Annotated in this window: 18 protein-coding genes and 1 pseudogene; 18 read left to right on the top strand and 1 reads right to left on the bottom strand. The window is 68.4% G+C overall.

The features are described 5' to 3' along the window. Position 1: 1 nt before the first annotated feature. Both ASE30_RS22535 and ASE30_RS22530 read left to right on the top strand, forming a co-directional pair. Positions 2-1033, top strand: a complete 1032-nt coding sequence (locus ASE30_RS22535; protein ID WP_057286498.1) for a FecR family protein — start codon at positions 2-4, stop codon at positions 1031-1033. Positions 1034-1170: 137 nt separating this feature from the next. Continuing rightward, a complete protein-coding gene (locus ASE30_RS22530) occupies positions 1171-3603 on the top strand; it encodes a TonB-dependent receptor (RefSeq protein ID WP_200964464.1) in 2433 nt (810 codons plus the stop codon). A 77-nt stretch (positions 3604-3680) separates the two neighbouring features. Here ASE30_RS22530 and ASE30_RS22525 read toward each other — a convergent pair whose 3' ends face one another. After that, complete coding sequence (locus tag ASE30_RS22525) at positions 3681-4589, bottom strand: LysR family transcriptional regulator (RefSeq protein ID WP_057286497.1); 909 nt, start codon at positions 4587-4589, stop codon at positions 3681-3683. Positions 4590-4710: 121 nt separating this feature from the next. On the opposite strand from ASE30_RS22525, the gene ASE30_RS22520 reads away from it, so the two are divergent. The 16 genes and pseudogenes from ASE30_RS22520 to ccmI all read left to right on the top strand — a co-directional run bounded on the left by ASE30_RS22520 (position 4711) and on the right by ccmI (position 18047). Beyond that, positions 4711-5673 carry a 3-hydroxyacyl-CoA dehydrogenase family protein gene (locus tag ASE30_RS22520; protein ID WP_057286496.1) on the top strand — a complete coding sequence of 321 codons (963 nt, stop codon included), beginning with the start codon at positions 4711-4713 and terminating at the stop codon, positions 5671-5673. After that, positions 5670-6524, top strand: coding sequence for a 3-keto-5-aminohexanoate cleavage protein (locus tag ASE30_RS22515; RefSeq protein WP_057286495.1), 855 nt, complete (start codon positions 5670-5672; stop codon positions 6522-6524). The genes ASE30_RS22520 and ASE30_RS22515 overlap by 4 nt, the downstream gene beginning before the upstream one ends. Positions 6525-6735: 211 nt before the next feature. Continuing rightward, complete coding sequence (gene napE / locus ASE30_RS22510; RefSeq protein WP_057286494.1) at positions 6736-6894, top strand: periplasmic nitrate reductase, NapE protein; 159 nt, start codon at positions 6736-6738, stop codon at positions 6892-6894. 23 nt (positions 6895-6917) lie between these two features. Then, positions 6918-7235, top strand: coding sequence for a chaperone NapD (locus ASE30_RS22505; protein ID WP_057286628.1), 318 nt, complete (start codon positions 6918-6920; stop codon positions 7233-7235). Then, positions 7219-9714: a periplasmic nitrate reductase subunit alpha gene (gene napA, locus ASE30_RS22500; RefSeq protein ID WP_057286493.1), complete on the top strand. Its 2496-nt coding sequence runs from the start codon at positions 7219-7221 to the stop codon at positions 9712-9714. Before ASE30_RS22505 ends, napA begins: the two co-directional genes overlap by 17 nt. 19 nt (positions 9715-9733) lie before the next feature. After that, a complete protein-coding gene (locus ASE30_RS22495) occupies positions 9734-10210 on the top strand; it encodes a nitrate reductase cytochrome c-type subunit (protein WP_057286492.1) in 477 nt (158 codons plus the stop codon). Between the two features lie 10 nt (positions 10211-10220). Beyond that, a complete protein-coding gene (locus ASE30_RS22490; protein ID WP_057286491.1) occupies positions 10221-10859 on the top strand; it encodes a cytochrome c3 family protein in 639 nt (212 codons plus the stop codon). After that, complete coding sequence (gene ccmA / locus ASE30_RS22485; protein WP_057286490.1) at positions 10846-11529, top strand: heme ABC exporter ATP-binding protein CcmA; 684 nt, start codon at positions 10846-10848, stop codon at positions 11527-11529. The genes ASE30_RS22490 and ccmA overlap by 14 nt, the downstream gene beginning before the upstream one ends. After that, positions 11495-12160 carry a heme exporter protein CcmB gene (gene ccmB, locus ASE30_RS22480; RefSeq protein WP_057286489.1) on the top strand — a complete coding sequence of 222 codons (666 nt, stop codon included), beginning with the start codon at positions 11495-11497 and terminating at the stop codon, positions 12158-12160. The genes ccmA and ccmB overlap by 35 nt, the downstream gene beginning before the upstream one ends. A gap of 10 nt (positions 12161-12170) precedes the next feature. Next, positions 12171-12935, top strand: a pseudogene (gene ccmC / locus ASE30_RS22475) (heme ABC transporter permease CcmC); the annotation flags it as partial. Positions 12936-13009: 74 nt separating this feature from the next. Next, positions 13010-13183 carry a heme exporter protein CcmD gene (gene ccmD / locus ASE30_RS22470; protein WP_057286488.1) on the top strand — a complete coding sequence of 58 codons (174 nt, stop codon included), beginning with the start codon at positions 13010-13012 and terminating at the stop codon, positions 13181-13183. After that, positions 13180-13632, top strand: coding sequence for a cytochrome c maturation protein CcmE (ccmE, locus tag ASE30_RS22465; protein WP_057286487.1), 453 nt, complete (start codon positions 13180-13182; stop codon positions 13630-13632). Before ccmD ends, ccmE begins: the two co-directional genes overlap by 4 nt. Further along, complete coding sequence (locus ASE30_RS22460; protein WP_057286486.1) at positions 13629-15650, top strand: heme lyase CcmF/NrfE family subunit; 2022 nt, start codon at positions 13629-13631, stop codon at positions 15648-15650. Before ccmE ends, ASE30_RS22460 begins: the two co-directional genes overlap by 4 nt. Continuing rightward, on the top strand, positions 15650-16171 hold the full coding sequence (locus ASE30_RS22455; RefSeq protein ID WP_057286485.1) for a DsbE family thiol:disulfide interchange protein: 522 nt from the start codon (positions 15650-15652) through the stop codon (positions 16169-16171). The genes ASE30_RS22460 and ASE30_RS22455 overlap by 1 nt, the downstream gene beginning before the upstream one ends. Then, positions 16168-16665, top strand: a complete 498-nt coding sequence (locus ASE30_RS22450; protein ID WP_082601686.1) for a cytochrome c-type biogenesis protein — start codon at positions 16168-16170, stop codon at positions 16663-16665. The genes ASE30_RS22455 and ASE30_RS22450 overlap by 4 nt, the downstream gene beginning before the upstream one ends. Further along, complete coding sequence (gene ccmI / locus ASE30_RS22445; protein WP_057286484.1) at positions 16662-18047, top strand: c-type cytochrome biogenesis protein CcmI; 1386 nt, start codon at positions 16662-16664, stop codon at positions 18045-18047. The genes ASE30_RS22450 and ccmI overlap by 4 nt, the downstream gene beginning before the upstream one ends. Positions 18048-18068 lie beyond the last annotated feature (21 nt).

Here is an 18068-nt window from a genome sequence, read left to right as displayed (position 1 = left end):
CTTGTCCGCCTCGCCCTGGTACAGGACCACCCGCGACGCCTCCGCGCTTTCCCCAGCCGTCGCGCAGCGCGCCCTGGAGTGGCTGGTGGAGTTGCAGGACGACGCCGTGCCTCCGGAAACCGTGCGGGAATGGGTCTGCTGGCGCGCCGCGCACCCGGACCACGAGCGGGCCTGGCTGCGCATCGAATCCGTGCGCGGCACGCTGCGGCCGCTGGCCTCTTCCGGCCACGCCGCCATCGCGCAGGCGGCGCTGACGGCGCCCCCCTCCCCGCACCGCCGCCGCGCCCTCAAGGCGATGGGCGCGCTGGCCATCGCCAGCGGCGCAAGCTGGAGCGTGGGCCAGTACACGCCCTGGCGCGAATGGACGTCGGACCACCGCACCGGTGTCGGCGAACGCCGCAATCTCACCCTGCCGGACGGCACGCGCCTGGTGCTGAACACGGGCAGCGCCATCGACGTCCGATTCGGCGCCACGGAACGCCGGGTGACGCTGATCTCGGGTGAGATCCTGATCGCCACCGCCCCCGAGGCCGGCCCGGCGATGCACCCTTTCCTGGTCGAGACCCCCCACGGCACGGCGCGCGCGCTGGGCACCGAGTACGCGGTGCGCCTGCTGGGAGACTCCACCGAAGTCAGCGTCTTCCAGGGCGCCGTCCAGATCCGTCCGCGCCAGGACGCCGATCACGCGCTGACGCTGCAGGCGGGCCTTTGCGCCAACTATTCGGCGCATGGCATCGGGACGCCCGCCGCCGCCGCGGAAAACCGCGTCGCCTGGAAAGACGGCTTCATCGTCGCAAGCGGCATGCGCCTGGACGACTTCATCGCCGAGCTGGGCCGCTATTCCCGCGACACGCTGTCCTGCGACCCCGCCGTGGCCGGCCTCCGGCTGTCGGGGTCGTTCCCGGTCAACGACATCGACAAGGTGCTGGCCGCGCTGCGCGCGACCCTGGACGTCCGGGTGGACGTCCAGACCCGGCTGTGGCGCGGCAGGCATCTGCGCGTCATTTCCGGCCCGGACGCGGCGCGCGCCTGACGCGGCGACGCGCTCGCCGGCGAGCCCGGCCGCGCCTGTTACAAAAAAGGTGCCGAAGAACTGATCCGTTTTGCGCTTTTGCGGGTCATGGCAGGTGAGCACACAGCATTCTCATCTACCCATCGAAAGGCCAGTACATGAATCACGTCCGGGCGCCCAAGCGCCAGCTCCCCCCCATCCTGCGGCGCGCGGCCGCGGCTCGCCTGGCCGGACGCATCGCCGCCGGCGCCCTGCTGGCGGCCCCCACGCTGGCCGTGCCGGTCGCCGCGCACGCACAGGCTGCGCAAACGCGCGCCTACGACATTCCCGCCGGAACGCTCGAGGACACGCTGGGCCGCTTTGGGCGCGAAACGGGCATCGTGCTGTCATTCAAGCCCGAGGTCACCGCGGGCCTGCAAAGCAATGGACTGCGGGGCAGCTATGGCGTGCGCGGCGGGCTCGACGCCCTGCTGGCCGGCACCGGCATCCGGGTCCTGCCGCAGTCCAATGGCAGTTATGTGCTGGACCGCCCGGCCGGCGCGGGCATCGCGACGACGCAACTGCCCGCCGTGACGGTCACCGCCTCGGCCGCCGACCCCGCGCTGCCGGCGCCCTTCGCCGGCGGCCAGGTGGCGCGCGGCGGCGGCCTGGGCGTGCTGGGCACGGCCGACGTCATGGATGTGCCGTTCAGCACCACCAACTACACGGCGGAAATGCTGGAAAACCAGCAAGCCCGCACGTTGGCCGATGTCGTGATCAACGAATCCTCGGTGCGGACGCTGACCTCCAGCGGCGGCTTCGCCGACGAATTCCAGATCCGCGGCTACACGGTGTCCAGCGGCGACGTCGGCCTGAACGGCCTCTACGGCCTGGCATCGGCCAGCCGCATGCCCGCGGCCATCATGGAACGCGTGGAGGTGCTGAAGGGTCCGGGCACACTGATGAACGGCATCGGCCCCAGCGGCAGCATTGGCGGCGGCATCAACATCGTCACCAAGCGCGCGGGCGACGAGCCCCTGACGCGCCTGACCACCACGTACCAGAGCCAATCGCAGCTTGGCGGGCAGCTCGACATGGGCCGCCGCTATGGCGAAAACAACGAGTGGGGCATCCGCTTCAACGGCGTCTACCGCAACGGCGACACCACCATCGACGACGGCAGGCAGGAACAAGGCGTGGGCGCGCTGGCGCTGGACTACCGCGGCCAGAAACTGCGCTGGTCGCTGGACGCCTATACCCAGCACGAGGACGTCGACAACTTCCGGCCGCAGATCGGCTTCCAGCCGACGGTGACGTCGCTGCCGTCGCCGCCCTCGGGCCACCGGAATTTCTTCCCGGGCACCAAGCTCAAGCTGGATGACTCGACAGTCGCCACGCGGCTCGAATACGACATCAACGACCACCTGATGGTCTACGGCGCCACCGGCTACCGCTATGGCACCGCCGAACAGACCTTCCCGTCGGGTCCCGCGGACGCGCTGGGCAACTTCAGGGTCACGAACGCCTATTACGACTCCTACTCGCGCACGTGGACGGGCGACGTCGGCTTGCGCGCGCGCTTCGACACCTGGGGCGTCAAGCACACCCTGACCCTGGCCGCCACCCGCCTGGACCAGGAAGCAGGCAATGCCTACGTGACGTCCAGCACGTCGGTCCCGTCCAACATCTTCCGCCCCGCGCCGTTGCCGCCGGTCACCGCAGACCGCGGCGCGCCGCAAAAGGCCTCGAAGACGGAACTGTCCAGCTACACGCTGACCGACACGCTGTCGTTCGCCGACGACAGCCTCATGATCACGGGCGGCCTGCGCAACCAGCGGGTCGCGCTGGACAACTATTCCACCACCACCGGCGCCCGCACCAATTCTTACGATGAAAGCGCCATCTCGCCGGTCGCGGGCGTCGTCTTCAAGCCCATATCCAACGTGTCGCTGTACGGCAATTTCACCTCGGGCCTGACCCGCGGCGGCATCGCGCCGGCCACCGCCGTCAATGCCGGACAGGTGTTCGCGCCCTACAAGTCCAAGCAGTACGAGGCGGGCGTCAAGGTCGATTGGGGCAAGGTGATCACCAGCGCCTCGGTGTTCCAGATCACGCGGCCGAACTCCATGACGGACCCGTCCACCAACATCTACAGCTTTGACGGCGAGCAGCGCAACCGCGGCCTGGAACTGTCCGCCTTCGGCGAGGCGATGCCCGGCCTGCGCATGATGGCCAGCGCCACGTTCTACGACGCCACGCTGACCCGCACCACGGGCGGCGTGAACGACGGCAACGAGGCCAACGGCGTGCCGAAGAACACCTTCAACCTGGGTGTGGACTGGGACACGCCGTGGGTGCGCGGCTTGAGCCTCAACGCCCGCGTGATCCATACATCGTCGATGTACTTCAACGCCGCCAACACGCTGACGCTGCCCTCGTGGACCCGTTACGACATCGGCGCGCGGTACAGCACCGAGATCCTGGGCCGCGCGGTCGTGTTCCGCGCCAACGTCGAAAATCTGTTCAACAAGGACTACTGGCTGGCCAGCGGTTCCTACGCCACGGTCGCCGCGCCGCGCACCGTGCTTCTGTCGGCACAGATCGACTTCTGACGCTTGCGGTTTTGCGCAGGACGGCCCGCCCCACGGCGGGCCGTTTTTCGTTCCGCCACCGTTACACCGCCCGTTCGCTAGCGCGGCTGGGCCGCCAGATATTCCCTGAGCGTCTGCACCAGCGCCGTGGCCGCCGGCGACAGGCTGCGGTTGCGCGAGGTCACCAGGCCGATGGACCGCTCGGCCACCGGTCCGGTCAAGGGCCGCTGCACGATACCGCTCTGCGCCACCGCGCTGGCGGCGATCTCCGGCAGGGCCGCCACGCCGAACCCGCATTCCACCATCGCCACGATGGTGGTCAGGTGCTCGGCTTCGAACGCGGGCGTGAAGCGGATGCGGTTCTGCAGGAACGCCCATTCCGTGTACTGGCGCACGCTGCTGGGTTGCACCATGGACACATGTTCGGCGGTGGCGGTGTCGGCCCAGCGCAGCGGGCCTTTGGCCCGGGCCAGCGGATGCGCCTGCGGAATCAGCAGGATGAAGCTGTCGGACATCAGCGGCACGTAGTGCAGGTCGGCATGCTGGGGATCGGCCGCGGTCAGGGCGAAGTCGACCTCGCCGGCGCGCACCAGGTCGAAGGCCGGCCCCGACAGCGTGTCGCGCACCTTCAGGGCCACCTGGGGATGGGCCTGGCGGTAGGCCATGAGCACGCGCGGCAACAGCCGGGCGGCGAGCGACGGCAGCGCCGCCACCGACACCTGCCCCTGCTCGGCGCTGGTGATGCCGCCGACCGCGGCGATCGCGTCGCGGAAGGCCGCCTGCAGGGTCGCGGCCTGCTGCAGGAAGACCTCGCCGGCGGCCGTCAGCCGCACCGTGCGCGTCGTGCGGTCGAACAGCCGCACCCCCAGCGCCTCTTCGATGCGCTGGATCTGCGTGGACAGCGCCGATTGCGACAGGTGCAACTGCCCGGCCGCCTGCCGGAAATTGAGCGTGCGGCCCAGCACCAGGGTGGTGTCGATGTCTCGCATCGACAGGTTGATCTGCATGATTTGTCCCCGATCTTATTGATCTGATTTGAAGATCATTCTATCCAAAAATTCTGATTCATCAATCAACCACGCTTCTCTACACTCGCCCCCAGCGTAGTTTCAGATCAAGGAGCAAACCATGCAGACGGACGCGAAAGCCCTGCCCAACCCGGGCGCGGCGCATGCGGTGGTGGTCGGCGGCGGCACGATGGGCGCCGACGTGGCGGTGGTGTTGACCCGCGCGGCCTGCCGCACGACGGTCATCGAGTCGAATACCGAGCGCGCGGCAGGCCTGCCCGCCCGCGTCGCCGAGAACCTGAAGACCATCGGACGCGAAGCGAACGCCGCGCTGCTGGCCACCGCGCCTTCGCTGGACGAGGTGGACTGGTCCACCGTGAACCTGGTGATCGAGTGCATCCCCGAACGCCTGGACATCAAGCAGGCGCTCTTCGCGGACCTGGCGCGGCGCGCCCGGCCGGACGCCATCCTGGCCAGCAACAGTTCCAGCTTTCCGATCAGCGCGATCGGCCAGGGCCTGGACACCCGTGGCCGCATGCTGGGCCTGCACTTCTTCATGCCCGCGCACCTGGTGCCGCTGGTGGAAGTGGTGCTGGGCGAGGCCAGCGACAATGCCTGCGCGGACACGCTGATCGCTTTCATGCGGCGCTGCGGCAGCGTGCCCGTGAAGGTCAAGCAGGATCTGCCCGGCTTTCTGGCCAACCGCCTGCAGCACGCGCTGTCGCGCGAGGCCTTCGACCTGATCGACCGCGGCATTGCGTCGCCGGAAGACGTGGACGCCGCCGTGCGCTTCGGCTTCGGGTTCCGCTTCCTGGCCGCGGGTCCCGTCATGCAGCGCGACCACGCAGGCATCGATGTCCACGCGGCGGCGGGCGCCACGATGTACCCGACCTTCTGCAACGCCGACCACCCGGCGCGCTGCCTGACCGAACGCGCCGCCGACGGCCGCCATGGCATGAAGACCGGTGAAGGCTTCTACGAATGGACGCCGGAAACCATCGCGGCCGAACGCGCGCGCTATGACAGGCTGCTGCGCGCGGGCCTGGACCTGATCGCCCCCGAACTGCCGGAGATCCAGCCTTGAACGCCGCCGCCCTGCCGCGCGCCGCGCTGGCCGAATCGCCCGTCATCATCACCGTGGCGCCCAACGGCGCCTACAAGAAGGCCGCCGACCATCCGGCCGTGCCGATGACGCCCGCCGCCCTGGCGCTGGAAGCGCGCGCCTGCCTGGACGCGGGCGGGGCCATGATGCACATGCACGTGCGCAAGCCCGACGGCAGCCATCTGCTGGACGCCCAGGCCTACCGCGACGCGCTTGCCGCGGTGCGGCAGGCGGTCGGCGACGAACTGCTGGTGCAGGTGACCAGCGAGGCCGCGGGCGTGTACAAGGCCGCCGAACAGATCGCGCTGGTGCGCGAGCTGCAGCCCGAAGCCGTGTCCATCGGCCTGCGGGAAATCGCCGTGCCCGACATCCCGGAAGCGGAACTGGCCGCCTTCCTTGCCTGGCTGGCCGACCGGCGCATCATGACGCAGATCATCCTGTACGACGACGCCGACGTGCGCCGCTGGCTGTCGCTGCGCGCGCGCGGGCTGGTGCCGCCGGGAGCATGGTCGGTGCTGTTCGTGCTGGGCCGTTACAGCGCGGGCCAGACGTCGTCGGCGTACGACCTGCTGCCCTTCCTGGCCGTGTACGACCATTCCCTGCCCTGGGCCATCTGCGCTTTCGGTCCCGAGGAAAACGCCTGTGTCACGACCGCCGCGGCGTTCGGCGGCCATATGCGCGTGGGCTTCGAGAACAACCTGAAGCTGCGCGACGGCACGATCGCCCCCGACAACGCCGCCTTGGTACGGCAGGCCGCGCAAGGCGCGCAAGCCCTGGGCCGCCCGCTGGCCACGGCCGCCGACGCGCGCCGCATCTACGGCGCGATCGCGTAGCGGTCTCTCCTAGGCGCGGCCCGCCTTGAGGCGGAACACAATGGTGCCTGACGGCTCCCGGCGAATCCTCCGGAAACCCGTCAGGCATCGTTGTATATAACCCCCGGAATTTATTTCGCTGTGCTGCAACATTGACGCAGCGCAAAGCCTGCTACAAACTTCGGTATCCGCACGTGAACGCAATACCCCAACGTATGCAGCGAGGTGGTTTGTGCAAAACGAGTCTGATGGCTACACCAAGCCTCAGGAGCTTCGAAGTTTCCTGTTCCTGACGGCCGTCATGGCCCCCGTGTTATCGGTGCTCGTCGTAGCGGGCTATGGTTTCGCGGTCTGGTTCTATCAGCTTTTCGTCGGCCCCCCAGGTAGCTGATGACACGCGCCGAATCCCCCAGCATGTCCGCGATTCCGCCCCCCCCTCCCTGTACTAGCCCGCCCGAGCTGCATATCGCCAGCATGGTCGTGCATGCCACGCCCCGCCGCCTGGCCGACGTGCGCCAGGCGCTTCTTGCCATACCGGGCGTCGAAATCCATGGCGCTTCCGACACCGGCAAGCTGGTGGTTACCCTCGAAGCCCCCTCCACGAACGACATAATGGCGCAGATCTCCGAGATCCAGCGCCTGGATGGCGTGCTGGCGTCGGCGCTGGTCTACCAGCATTCCGACACGCTCACCGCGATGAATGAGGAGATTGACGATGTCCATGGCTCGTAGAGACTTCATCAAGCAATCGGCGGCCGCCGCGGCCGCCACCGTGGCGGGCATCCCCATCGTCGGGTACACGCAGAACATCGTGACCGATTCCGAGGCCGCCAAGCTGAAATGGTCCAAGGCGCCCTGTAGATTCTGCGGCACCGGCTGCGGCGTGAACGTGGCCGTGAAGGACAACCAGGTCGTCGCCACGCACGGGGATTTCAAGGCAGAGGTCAATCGCGGGCTGAACTGCGTGAAGGGCTACTTCCTGTCCAAGATCATGTATGGCAACGACAGGCTGACCACCCCGCTGCTGCGCATGAAGGACGGCAAGTACGCCAAGGATGGGGAATTCGCGGCCGTATCCTGGGACCAGGCCTTTGACGTCATGGCCGAACAGTACAAGCGCGTGCTGAAGGACAAGGGTCCCACCGCGGTCGGCATGTTCGGTTCGGGCCAATGGACCATCTGGGAAGGCTACGCCGCCCTGAAACTGATGAAGGCGGGATTCCGCAGCAACAACCTGGATCCCAATGCCCGGCATTGCATGGCGTCGGCCGCGGTCGGCTTCATCCGCACCTTCGGCGCCGACGAGCCCATGGGCTGCTACGACGACATCGAAAGCGCCGATGCGTTCGTGCTGTGGGGCGCGAACATGGCGGAAATGCACCCCATCCTCTGGACCCGGGTCACTGACCGGCGCCTGAGCACGCCCAACACCAAGGTCGTGGTGCTATCCACCTTTGAGCACCGCTCGTATGAACTCGCCGACCTGTCGCTGACTTTCACGCCGCAAAGCGATCTGGCGATCCTGAACTACATCGCCCACTACATCATCAAGACCAAGCGCGTCAACCGCGAGTTCGTCGACAAGCACACGAAATTCCTCGAAGGCAATACCGACATCGGCTATGGCCTGCGTCCCGAACACCCCTTGCAGAAAGCGGCGAAAAACGCCAACAACGCGGGGGGCTCGCGCCCGATCACCTACGACGATTTCGCCAAATTCGTTTCCAAGTACGACCTGGAATACACCGCGAAACTGACCGGCGTGCCCGCCAAGAACCTGGAAGCGCTGGCCGAGCTGTATGCCGACCCGAAGATCCGCGTCATGTCGTTCTGGACCATGGGCTTTAACCAGCACACGCGGGGCGTGTGGGCCAACAACATGGTCTACAACATCCACCTGCTGACCGGCAAGATCGCCACGCCGGGCAACAGCCCGTTTTCACTGACGGGCCAACCGTCGGCCTGCGGCACCGCCCGAGAGGTCGGCACGTTCTCGCACCGCCTGCCCGCCGACCTGGTCGTGACCAACCCAGAGCACCGGGCCCGCGCCGAGGAGATCTGGGGCCTGCCTGACGGCACCGTGCCCGAAAAAGTGGGCGCGCACGCGGTGTTGCAGAACCGCATGCTGAAAGACGGCACCATCAACGCCTATTGGGTGATGGTCAACAACAACATGCAGGCGGCGGCCAACATGATGAATGAAGGCTTGCCGGGGTATCGCAACCCCGCCAACTTCATCGTGGTGTCCGACGCCTACCCGACGGTCACCACCATTTCCGCAGATCTGGTGCTGCCCACGGCCATGTGGGTCGAAAAGGAAGGCGCCTACGGCAACGCCGAGCGCCGCACGCAGTTCTGGCACCAGCTCGTCAATGCCCCCACCGGCGCGCGTTCGGACCTGTGGCAGTTGATGGAATTTTCCAAGCGCTTCACCACCGACGAGGTCTGGCCCGCCGACCTGCTGGCCAAGAAGCCGGAACTGCGCGGCAAGACCCTGTTCCAGGTGCTGTTCGAAAACGGCAAGGTCAACAAGTTTCCGAATTCCGACCTGAATCCCGAATACGCCAACGACGAGGCCAAGGCATTCGGCTTCTATCCGCAAAAGGGCTTGTTCGAGGAATACGCCGAATTCGGCCGCGGCCACGGCCATGATCTGGCTCCCTTCGACACCTATCACGAAGTCCGCGGGCTGCGCTGGCCCGTCGTGGACGGGGTGGAAACGCGCTGGCGCTACCGCGAAAACGCCGACCCCTACGTGCGGGTCGGCTCGGGATTCAATTTCTACGGCAATCCGGATGGCAAGGCCAACATCTATGCCCTGCCCTATGAACCGCCTCCGGAAGTGCCCGACGAGGAGTATCCCTTCTGGCTGTCCACCGGACGGGTCCTGGAACACTGGCACTCCGGGTCGATGACGCGGCGCGTGCCCGAGCTGTACCGGGCCTTTCCCGACGCGGTCTGCTTCATGCACCCCGACGACGCCCAGGCCATGGGTCTGCGGCGCGGCTCGCTGGTCGAGATCGCGTCGCGCCGCGGCAAGATGCAGACCCGCCTGGAGACTCGCGGGCGCAACAAGCCGCCGCGCGGCCTGGTGTTCGTGCCCTGGTTCGATGCCGGCCAATTGATCAACAAGGTCACGTTCGACGCCACCGATCCGATCTCTTTCCAGACGGATTTCAAGAAGTGCGCGGTCAAGATCACCAAAGCTTGACGGACCGACGGAGACTCTCATGAACATTCGAGCTGCCGCGATTGCATTGGCCGTCCTGCTGGGTACAAACGCCGGGGCCGCGCCGCCCGACGCGATGGTGGACCCCTTGCGGGGGCCGACGCCCCTGACCGAATCGATCACCCCGCCGCTGATCAGCCCGGTTGAAAACCGGGATATCCGGCGCATGCGCACCTACTCGATGCAACCGCCGACCATTCCGCACAAGATCGACGGCTATCAGATCGACAAGAACTTCAACCGGTGCCTGGCGTGCCACGCCCGCGTCAACACCGAGCAGACGCAGGCGGTGCCCTTGAGCGTGACGCACTACATGGACCGCGACAGCAACGTGCTGGCGGAGGTGTCGCCCCGCCGCTACTTCTGCCTGCAATGCCACGTCACGCAAACCGAGGCCAAACCGCTGGTGCCGAACAACTTCCAGGATATCGACACCATCCTGAAGCGGCTCACGGCGACCCCTCCGGAAAAACGCTGAGGATCCACCCATGCGCAAACTCCTTAAGCGTTACTGGGCCATCATCCGCCGGCCAAGCGTGCACTTCAGCCTGGGGTTCCTGACGATCGGCGGCTTCGTGGGCGGCATCCTGTTCTGGGGCGCCTTCAACACGGCCATGGAACTGACCAACACCGAGCAGTTCTGCACCGGCTGCCACGAAATGCGCGACAACGTCTACTCGGAACTCAAGGGCACCATCCACTTCACCAACCGGTCCGGCGTGCGCGCCATGTGCTCGGACTGCCACGTGCCCCACAACTGGACGGACAAGATCGCGCGCAAGATGCAGGCGTCCAAGGAAGTGTGGGGCAAGATCTTCGGCACCATCGACACGCGCGAGAAGTTCGTGGAAAAGCGTCTGGAACTGGCCCAGCGCGAATGGGCGCGCTTCAAGGCAAACGACTCGCTGGAATGCCGCAACTGCCACAACTACCAATACATGGACTTCACGCGGCAGAGCGTGCGCGCGCAGAACATGCATTCGACCTACCTGGCCGACAAGTCCAAGACCTGCATCGACTGCCACAAGGGCATCGCGCACACCCTGCCGCACATTCCGCCAGGCTCGACTTCCGATGCGGCACCGGCCAGCGGGGCGCCCAAGGAAGTGGCGCATGCTCCCCGCTGACGCGCCGCCGCCGGTGCTTTCCACGCGGGCGCTGACGTGCCCGCGCGGCGGCCCCGACGGCCTGGGCCCGATCGGCTTCGACCTGCACGCCGGCCAGCTTCTGCATGTGCAGGGCGCCAACGGCAGCGGCAAGACCAGCCTGCTGCGCATGCTGGCCGGTCTGCTGCGGCCGCTGGGCGGCACCGTGCTTTGCCTGGAAAACGACATCTGCCGCGACCCGTCCTCGCATTTCGCGCGCACCGCGTACCTGGGACACGGCAACGGCCTGCGCGGAGAGTTGACCGCGCTGGAAAACCTGCGCTGCGCCCTGCATGTGGCAGGCACGCCGCAATGCGACGACACCATCGCCGCCGGCCTGCAAGCCTGGCGCCTGGGCGCCTGTCTGCATACGCCCGCTGCCCGCCTGTCACAGGGCCAGGGCCGCCGCATGGCGCTGGCCGCCGTGGTGCTGGGCGCCAAGCCGCTGTGGCTGCTGGACGAGCCCGACGCGGGCCTGGACGCGGCCAGCCTGGACCAACTGCGCCAGGCGCTGGACGCGCACCTGGCGCAGGGCGGCGCGGCCGTCGTCGCCTCGCATCGATCGCCGGGCACGCCCGCGTCGCACACCCAAACCCTGAACATGGATGACTACGCGGATGCTGGCTACGCTGTTTCAGTTAGCGCTGCGTGAAGTCCGGCTGGCCTGGAGGCGACCGGCGGACACGCTGGGCGCCACGCTGTTCTTCATCGTCGCGGGCACCCTGTTTCCGCTGGCGGTCGGCCCCGATCCTGTCCTGTTGCTGGCGATCGGTCCGGGCGTGTTGTGGGTCTGCGCGCTGCTGGGCATCCTGCTGAGCCTGCATCGCCCCTTCGCGCAGGACTACGACAACGGCGCGCTGGAACAGCTTCTGGTGTCCCCGCATCCGCTGCCCCTGCTGGTGGGTGTGAAGCTGGCCGCGCATTGGTTCGGCAGTTGCCTGCCGCTGATCCTGGCCAGCCCGGTGCTGGCCCTGCAGTTCGGCCTGTCGCCGCAGGCGATCGGCGTTCTGGTGCTGTCGCTGCTGCTGGGCACGCCCACGCTGGCGCTGGTGGGCGGGTTGGGCGCGGCGCTGACGCTGGGCCTGCGCGGCGGCGCCCTGCTGCCGCTGCTGGTGCTGCCGCTGTATGTGCCGGTGCTGATCTTTGGCGCGGGCGCGGTGTCGGCCACGCATGCGGGCCTGGGCGCGGGGCCGCAACTCTCTCTGCTGGGCGCCTGCCTGTGCCTGGCGATACTGCTTTGCCCGTGGAGCGCCGCGGCGGCGCTGCGCGTGGCGCTGGACTGAAGAGACCTCGATGCAAAACCACTCCGCCTACGACTCCCGCCAAGCCGCGCCGCCGCGCGCGAGCTGGCTGCGGTACGCGTCGCCCGCGCTGTTCTATCCGCTGGCCGGACGGATGATTCCCTGGCTGGCGCTGGGCGCCGCCCTGTTCGCCTGCGCCGGCCTGTACGCGGGGCTGGTGGTTGCCCCCATCGACAGCCAGCAGGGCGAGGTCTATCGCATTCTGTTCATCCATGTGGCGGCGGCCTGGATGTCGATGTTCCTGTATCTGGTCATGGCCGCTTATGCGGCGCTGGGCCTGATCCTTCAGACCCGGCTGTCGTTCATGATGATGCGCGCGCTGGCGCCCACCGGCGCGCTCTTCACGTTCCTGACCCTGTGGACGGGCGCCCTGTGGGGCAAACCGACCTGGGGTGCGTGGTGGGTGTGGGACGCCAGGCTGACGTCCGAGCTGATCCTGCTGTTCCTGTACCTGGGTTTCATGGCCCTGCAGGCCGCCACGGACGACACCCGGCGCGCGGACCGGGGCGGCGCCATCCTGCTGCTGGCCGGCGTCATCAACGTGCCCATCATCTATTTCTCGGTTCAATGGTGGAGCACCCTGCACCAGGGCGCCTCCATCAACCTGACCACGGCCCCCAGCATGGCGCGCGTCATGGTGACCGCCATGCTGCTGATGGTGGCGGCGTTCTGGCTGTACAGCGCGGCGGTGGCGCTGGCGCGCGTGCGCGGCATCATCGCCGAACGTGAGCCGGGCGCCGTGCAAGCGGGCGCCGTGCAAACGGGAGCCGTGCGACCGGACGCCATCCAGACGGGCGCCGCGCAAACTGGCCGCACTGGGCGGGAGGCTCCATGAGCTGGGATACCTTGTTCTCGCTGCAGGGCCACGGCCCCTACATCCTGGGCGCCTATGGCGTGACACTGGCGCTGATGGGACTGGAGGTGTTCGTGCTCTGGCGCCGCGGCCGCCGGACCGCGCGGCGCCTGGGCGCCGCCACGGACTCCCGCGCAAGGAACCGTCCATGACCCCCCGCAAGCGCCGCGCGCTCGCCATCTGCGCGGGTCTGGCCCTGCTGACGCTAGCCACCGTGCTGGTGCTCAACGCCCTGCAGTCCAATCTGGTGTTCTTCTTCAGCCCGACCCAGGTCGTGGCCCGCGAAGCGCCCCACAGCGGCAGCTTCCGCGTGGGAGGGCTGGTCGAAGCGGGGTCGTTGCGGCGCGAGGCCGATGGCCTGACGCTGCGCTTTGCCGTGACCGACACCGCCCACACCGTTCCCGTGACCTACCAGGGCCTGCTGCCCGACCTTTTCCGCGAAGGCAAGGGCGTGGTGGTGGCCGGCAAGCTGGGCACGGACGGCGTCTTCCGCGCCACCGAGGTGCTGGCCAAGCACGACGAAAACTACATGCCGCCGGAGGCTGCGGATGCCGTCAAGCGCGCCGGCGCCGCCAACGCAATGCGAGTGGAGGCCCGATGATTCCCGAGATCGGCCTGTTCTGCCTGATCCTGGCGCTGCTGGTCGCGCTGGCGCAAGGCATCCTTCCCCTGATCGGCGCGGCCACCGGCTGGCAGGCGGGGCTGCGCGTGGCGCGGCCCGCCGCCATCGGCCAGTTCGGCCTGACCACGCTGGCCTTCGCCTGCCTGGCCTGGTCGTTCGTCGACAACGACTTTTCGGTGCTGTACGTGGCGGGCAATTCGCACGCCGACCTGCCCGCCGCCTACCGGTTCGCGGCGGTCTGGGGAGGCCATGAAGGATCCCTGCTGCTGTGGCAGTACCTGCTGACGGCGTGGACCCTGGCCGTGGCGCTGTGCAGCCGGCGCCTGCCGCTGCCCTTCGCCGGACGCGTGCTGGCGGTGATGGGCTGGATCAGCGTGGGCTTGCTGCTGTTCCTGCTGTTCCTGTCCAACCCCTTCGAACGCCTGATCCCGCCCGCGATGGCCGGCCGCGACCTGAACCCGCTGCTGCAGGACCCCGGCATGATCGTGCATCCGCCCATGCTGTACATGGGCTACGTGGGCTTCTCGGTGGCCTTTGCCTTCGCCATTGCCGCGCTCCTGTCCGGCGAACTGGACGCGCTGTGGGCGCGCTGGGTCCGCCCCTGGACGCTGGCCGCCTGGACCTTCCTGACCATCGGCATTCTGCTGGGCAGCGCCTGGGCCTATTACGTCCTGGGCTGGGGCGGATGGTGGTTCTGGGACCCGGTTGAAAACGCCTCGTTCATGCCCTGGCTGGCGGGCACAGCGCTGATCCATTCGCTGATCGTCACCGAGCGTCGCGGCGCCTTCCGCAGTTGGACCGTGCTGCTGGCCATCTGCACGTTTTCGCTCAGCATCCTGGGCACCTTCCTGGTCCGCTCCGGCGTGCTGACCTCGGTCCATGCCTTTGCGGTGGACCCCGGCCGCGGCCTGTACATCCTGGCGTTCATGACGCTGGTCGTGGGCGGATCGCTGGCGCTGTACGCGTGGCGCGCGCCCACCGTGGGGCTGGGCGGCGGCTTCTCGCTACTGTCGCGCGAATCCCTGCTGCTGTCCAACAACGTCGTGCTGACCGTGGCGGCCGGCTCCGTGCTGCTGGGCACGCTGTACCCGGTGGTGCTGGACGTCCTGGAATGGGGCAAGATTTCCATCGGACCGCCCTACTTCGAGGCCGTCTTCGTGCCGCTGATGACACCGGCCATCTTCCTGATGGGAGTGGGCCCCGTGGCCCGCTGGAAACAGGCCGAGGTGCCCGAGCTGGGCCGGCGGCTGCGCGTGGCGTTCGCCGTCAGCGTGCTGACCGCCGTGCTGGCGCCGCTGGCCATGCCCGGGCCGTCGCGTTTGGGCTCGCCCATGATCATCCTGGGCTTGTGGCTGGCCGCGTGGTCGGTGGCCAGCGCCGCCACGCACGCCTGGCAGCGGCTGACGGATGGCGACGGCCGCCTGCTGCGGCGGCTGGGGCGGCAGCCCCGAGCCTGGTACGGCATGCTGCTGGCGCACGCGGGCATCGGTGTGTTCATCGCCGGCGTCACGCTGGCCAACGGCTACGAGGTCAAGCAGGAATTGCGCCTGGACCTGGGCGCCACCCAGGAGGCCGGCGGCTATCAATTCACTTTCGCCAGCGTGGGCCCCGCCACTGGCCCCAACTACAGCGCGCAGCGCGCCGTCGTTCCCGTCACGCGCGACGGCAAGCCGGTGGTGACGCTGTACCCCGAAAAGCGGCTCTACACCGTGCAGGACATGGCGCTGAGCCAGGCCGATATCGACAGCGGCTTCAGCCGCGACCTGTTCGTGGCGCTGGGCGATCCCGTGGGCGACACCGCCTGGACGATGCGCATCCAGGTGAAGCCCTTCATGACCTGGATCTGGTCAGGCTGCATCCTGATGGCGCTGGGCGGCCTGCTGGCCGCCAGCGACCGGCGCTACCGCCGCGCGCAGGAGGCGCAGGCGCGCCAGGATGGCAAGGGCGCGCGCGCCGCCATGCCCGACACCCGCCCAGCCACGCGGGAGGGCTACTGATGCTGCGCTACCTGGTGCCGCTTGCCGCCTTCCTGGCCATGGCCGTGTTCCTGGCCATGGGCCTGTCGCGCGACCCGCGCGCGGTGCCGTCGGCCATGATAGACAAGCCCGCCCCCGCCATCGGCCTGCCGATCCTGCTTGAACCGGACCAGAAGCTGGACGTCGCGTCGCTGCGCGGCCAGGTGTGGCTGCTGAACGTCTGGGCCTCCTGGTGCGGGCCCTGCAAGGAAGAACTGCCGGTGCTGCGCGAGGTAGCGCAGCGCCATAACATTCCGCTTTATGGGCTGAACTACAAGGACAAGCCCGATGACGCGCGCGACTGGCTGGCGCGCAACGGCAATCCCTACATCGCGTCGGCCAGCGACGTCGATGGCCGCGTCGGCATCGAATACGGCGTCTACGGCGTGCCCGAGACCTTTGTGATCGACGGCGATGGCCGGATCCGCTACAAGCAGCTCGGCCTGATCACGCCCGAGCTCTGGCGCACCCGTCTCCAGCCCGTCATCGAGTCGCTGCAATGAACGCGCCGTCCGCCCCACGCTCCGTCCTGAACGCCACCCTGCTCGCCGCCCTGCTGCTGCTGGCGGCGGCGCTGCTTGCCAGCCCGGCCGCCGGGGCCGAACCTTCGGCCGAGCCCGCGCTGACCGCCGCGCAGGAACAGCGCGCCGACAAACTGGCCCATGGCCTGCGTTGCCTCGTCTGCCAGAACCAGACGCTGGCCGAATCCAACGCGCCGCTGGCGCTGGACATGCGCAAACTCATTCGCGACCAGCTTGCCCATGGCAAGACCGACGCGCAGATCATGCAGTTCTTCGAAGCGCGCTACGGCGATTTCGTGCGCTACGACCCGCCCTTCAAACCCATCACCTGGGTGCTCTGGTTGGGGCCCTTCGCCCTCCTGGCGCTGGGCTTCGCGGTGCTGGTGCGCACCCTGAAGCGCCGCGCTGGCGCCCGGCCGCCCTTGACCGCGGACGAACGCGCCCGCGCCGCCCGCTTTCTGGACTCCGGCTCATGACCGCGCTCTGGCTCATCGTCCTGGCCCTGCTGTTGGCCACCCTGCTCTGCCTGATTCCGCCGCTGCTGCGTCGCGCGCCCGCCGCCCAACCCGCGTCCGATGCCAACGTGCGCGCCTTTTATCTGGCGCAACGCGAACAACTGCGGCGCGATCTCGACAACGGCGCCCTGACCTCGCAAGCATACGCGCGCGCCGAAGAGGAATTGCAGCGCGACCTGCTGCAGGATCTGGCCTTGCGCCGCACGCGCGGCGCTCCCCTGGCCGGGCAGCGCGCCGGCATTGCGGCCGCCTGCCTGCTCAGCGTGGCGATTCCGGTCGCCGCGGTGCTGCTGTATGGAAAACTGGGCAACCCCCGCGCGGCGGCCACGGTCACCATGGCGCCGGCGGCCGAGCCTCACGCCCCGGAGGCCGGCGAGGACATGGCGCTGGCGATCAACGCGCTGGCCCAGCGCCTGCGCGCCGCCCCCGACGACGCCGACGGCTGGTACATGCTGGCGCGGTCCTACGAAACGCTGGGCCGCTACACCGATGCGGTAGCCGCCTACCAGCAGGTGCTGCGCCTGGTGCCCGGCCAGCCGGACGTGCTGGCCGATCTGGCCGATGCATTGCTCTCGGCCAAACAGGGCACGCCCGACGAGGCGTCCATCGCGGCGGTCGCGCAAGCGCTGAACGCGCAACCGGACCAGCCCAAGGCGCTGGCGCTGGCGGGCATGATGGCGCTGCGGCGAGGCGATGCGGCCGAGGCGCTGGTGCATTGGGAGCGCCTGCAGACGCTGTTGCCGCCGGACTCCGAGGCGGCGCGGCAGATCCAGACCAATATCGCGCAGGCCAGATCGATGGCCGCGGGCGCGTCGGCGGCGCCCTCGGCGGCCCCTGCGCCGTCCACGTCCGGCGGTGTTTCCGCCCCCTCGACGTCCGCCGCTGGCGCCTCTGAGCCGTCGACGTCCGCCGCTAGTGCCTCCGCTCCGTCAACTTCCTCCGTTGGCGCCTCCACTCCGTCAACGTCTTCCGCTGGCGGCTCCGCGCCACCGGCATCGCCCGCCCGCATCGGCGGCCGCGCCCGCATCGCCGATGCGCTGCGCGATCAGGTGCGGCCCACCGATACCGTCTTCATCCTGGCGCGGCCCGTCGAAGGCTCGCGCATGCCCCTTGCCATCCTGCGGATGCGGGTGTCGGACCTGCCCCGCGCCTTCGTGCTGGACGACAGCACCTCCATGTCGCCGGAGGCCACCCTGTCTCGCGCCACCAAGGTAAGGGTGGAGATCCGCATCAGCCGGTCGGGCGGCGCCACCGCCCAGCCGGGTGACCTGAGCGGTGTGCTGCCCGATGTCGGCATCCATGCCGACGGGCTGGAACTGGTGGCCGACACCGTGGTGCGCTAGCGCGCACGCGGGCCGGCCCCG

Source organism: Achromobacter sp. Root83 (assembly GCF_001428845.1).
Taxonomy (GTDB): domain Bacteria; phylum Pseudomonadota; class Gammaproteobacteria; order Burkholderiales; family Burkholderiaceae_B; genus Achromobacter.
This window is presented reverse-complemented; position numbering and strand designations above follow the sequence as displayed.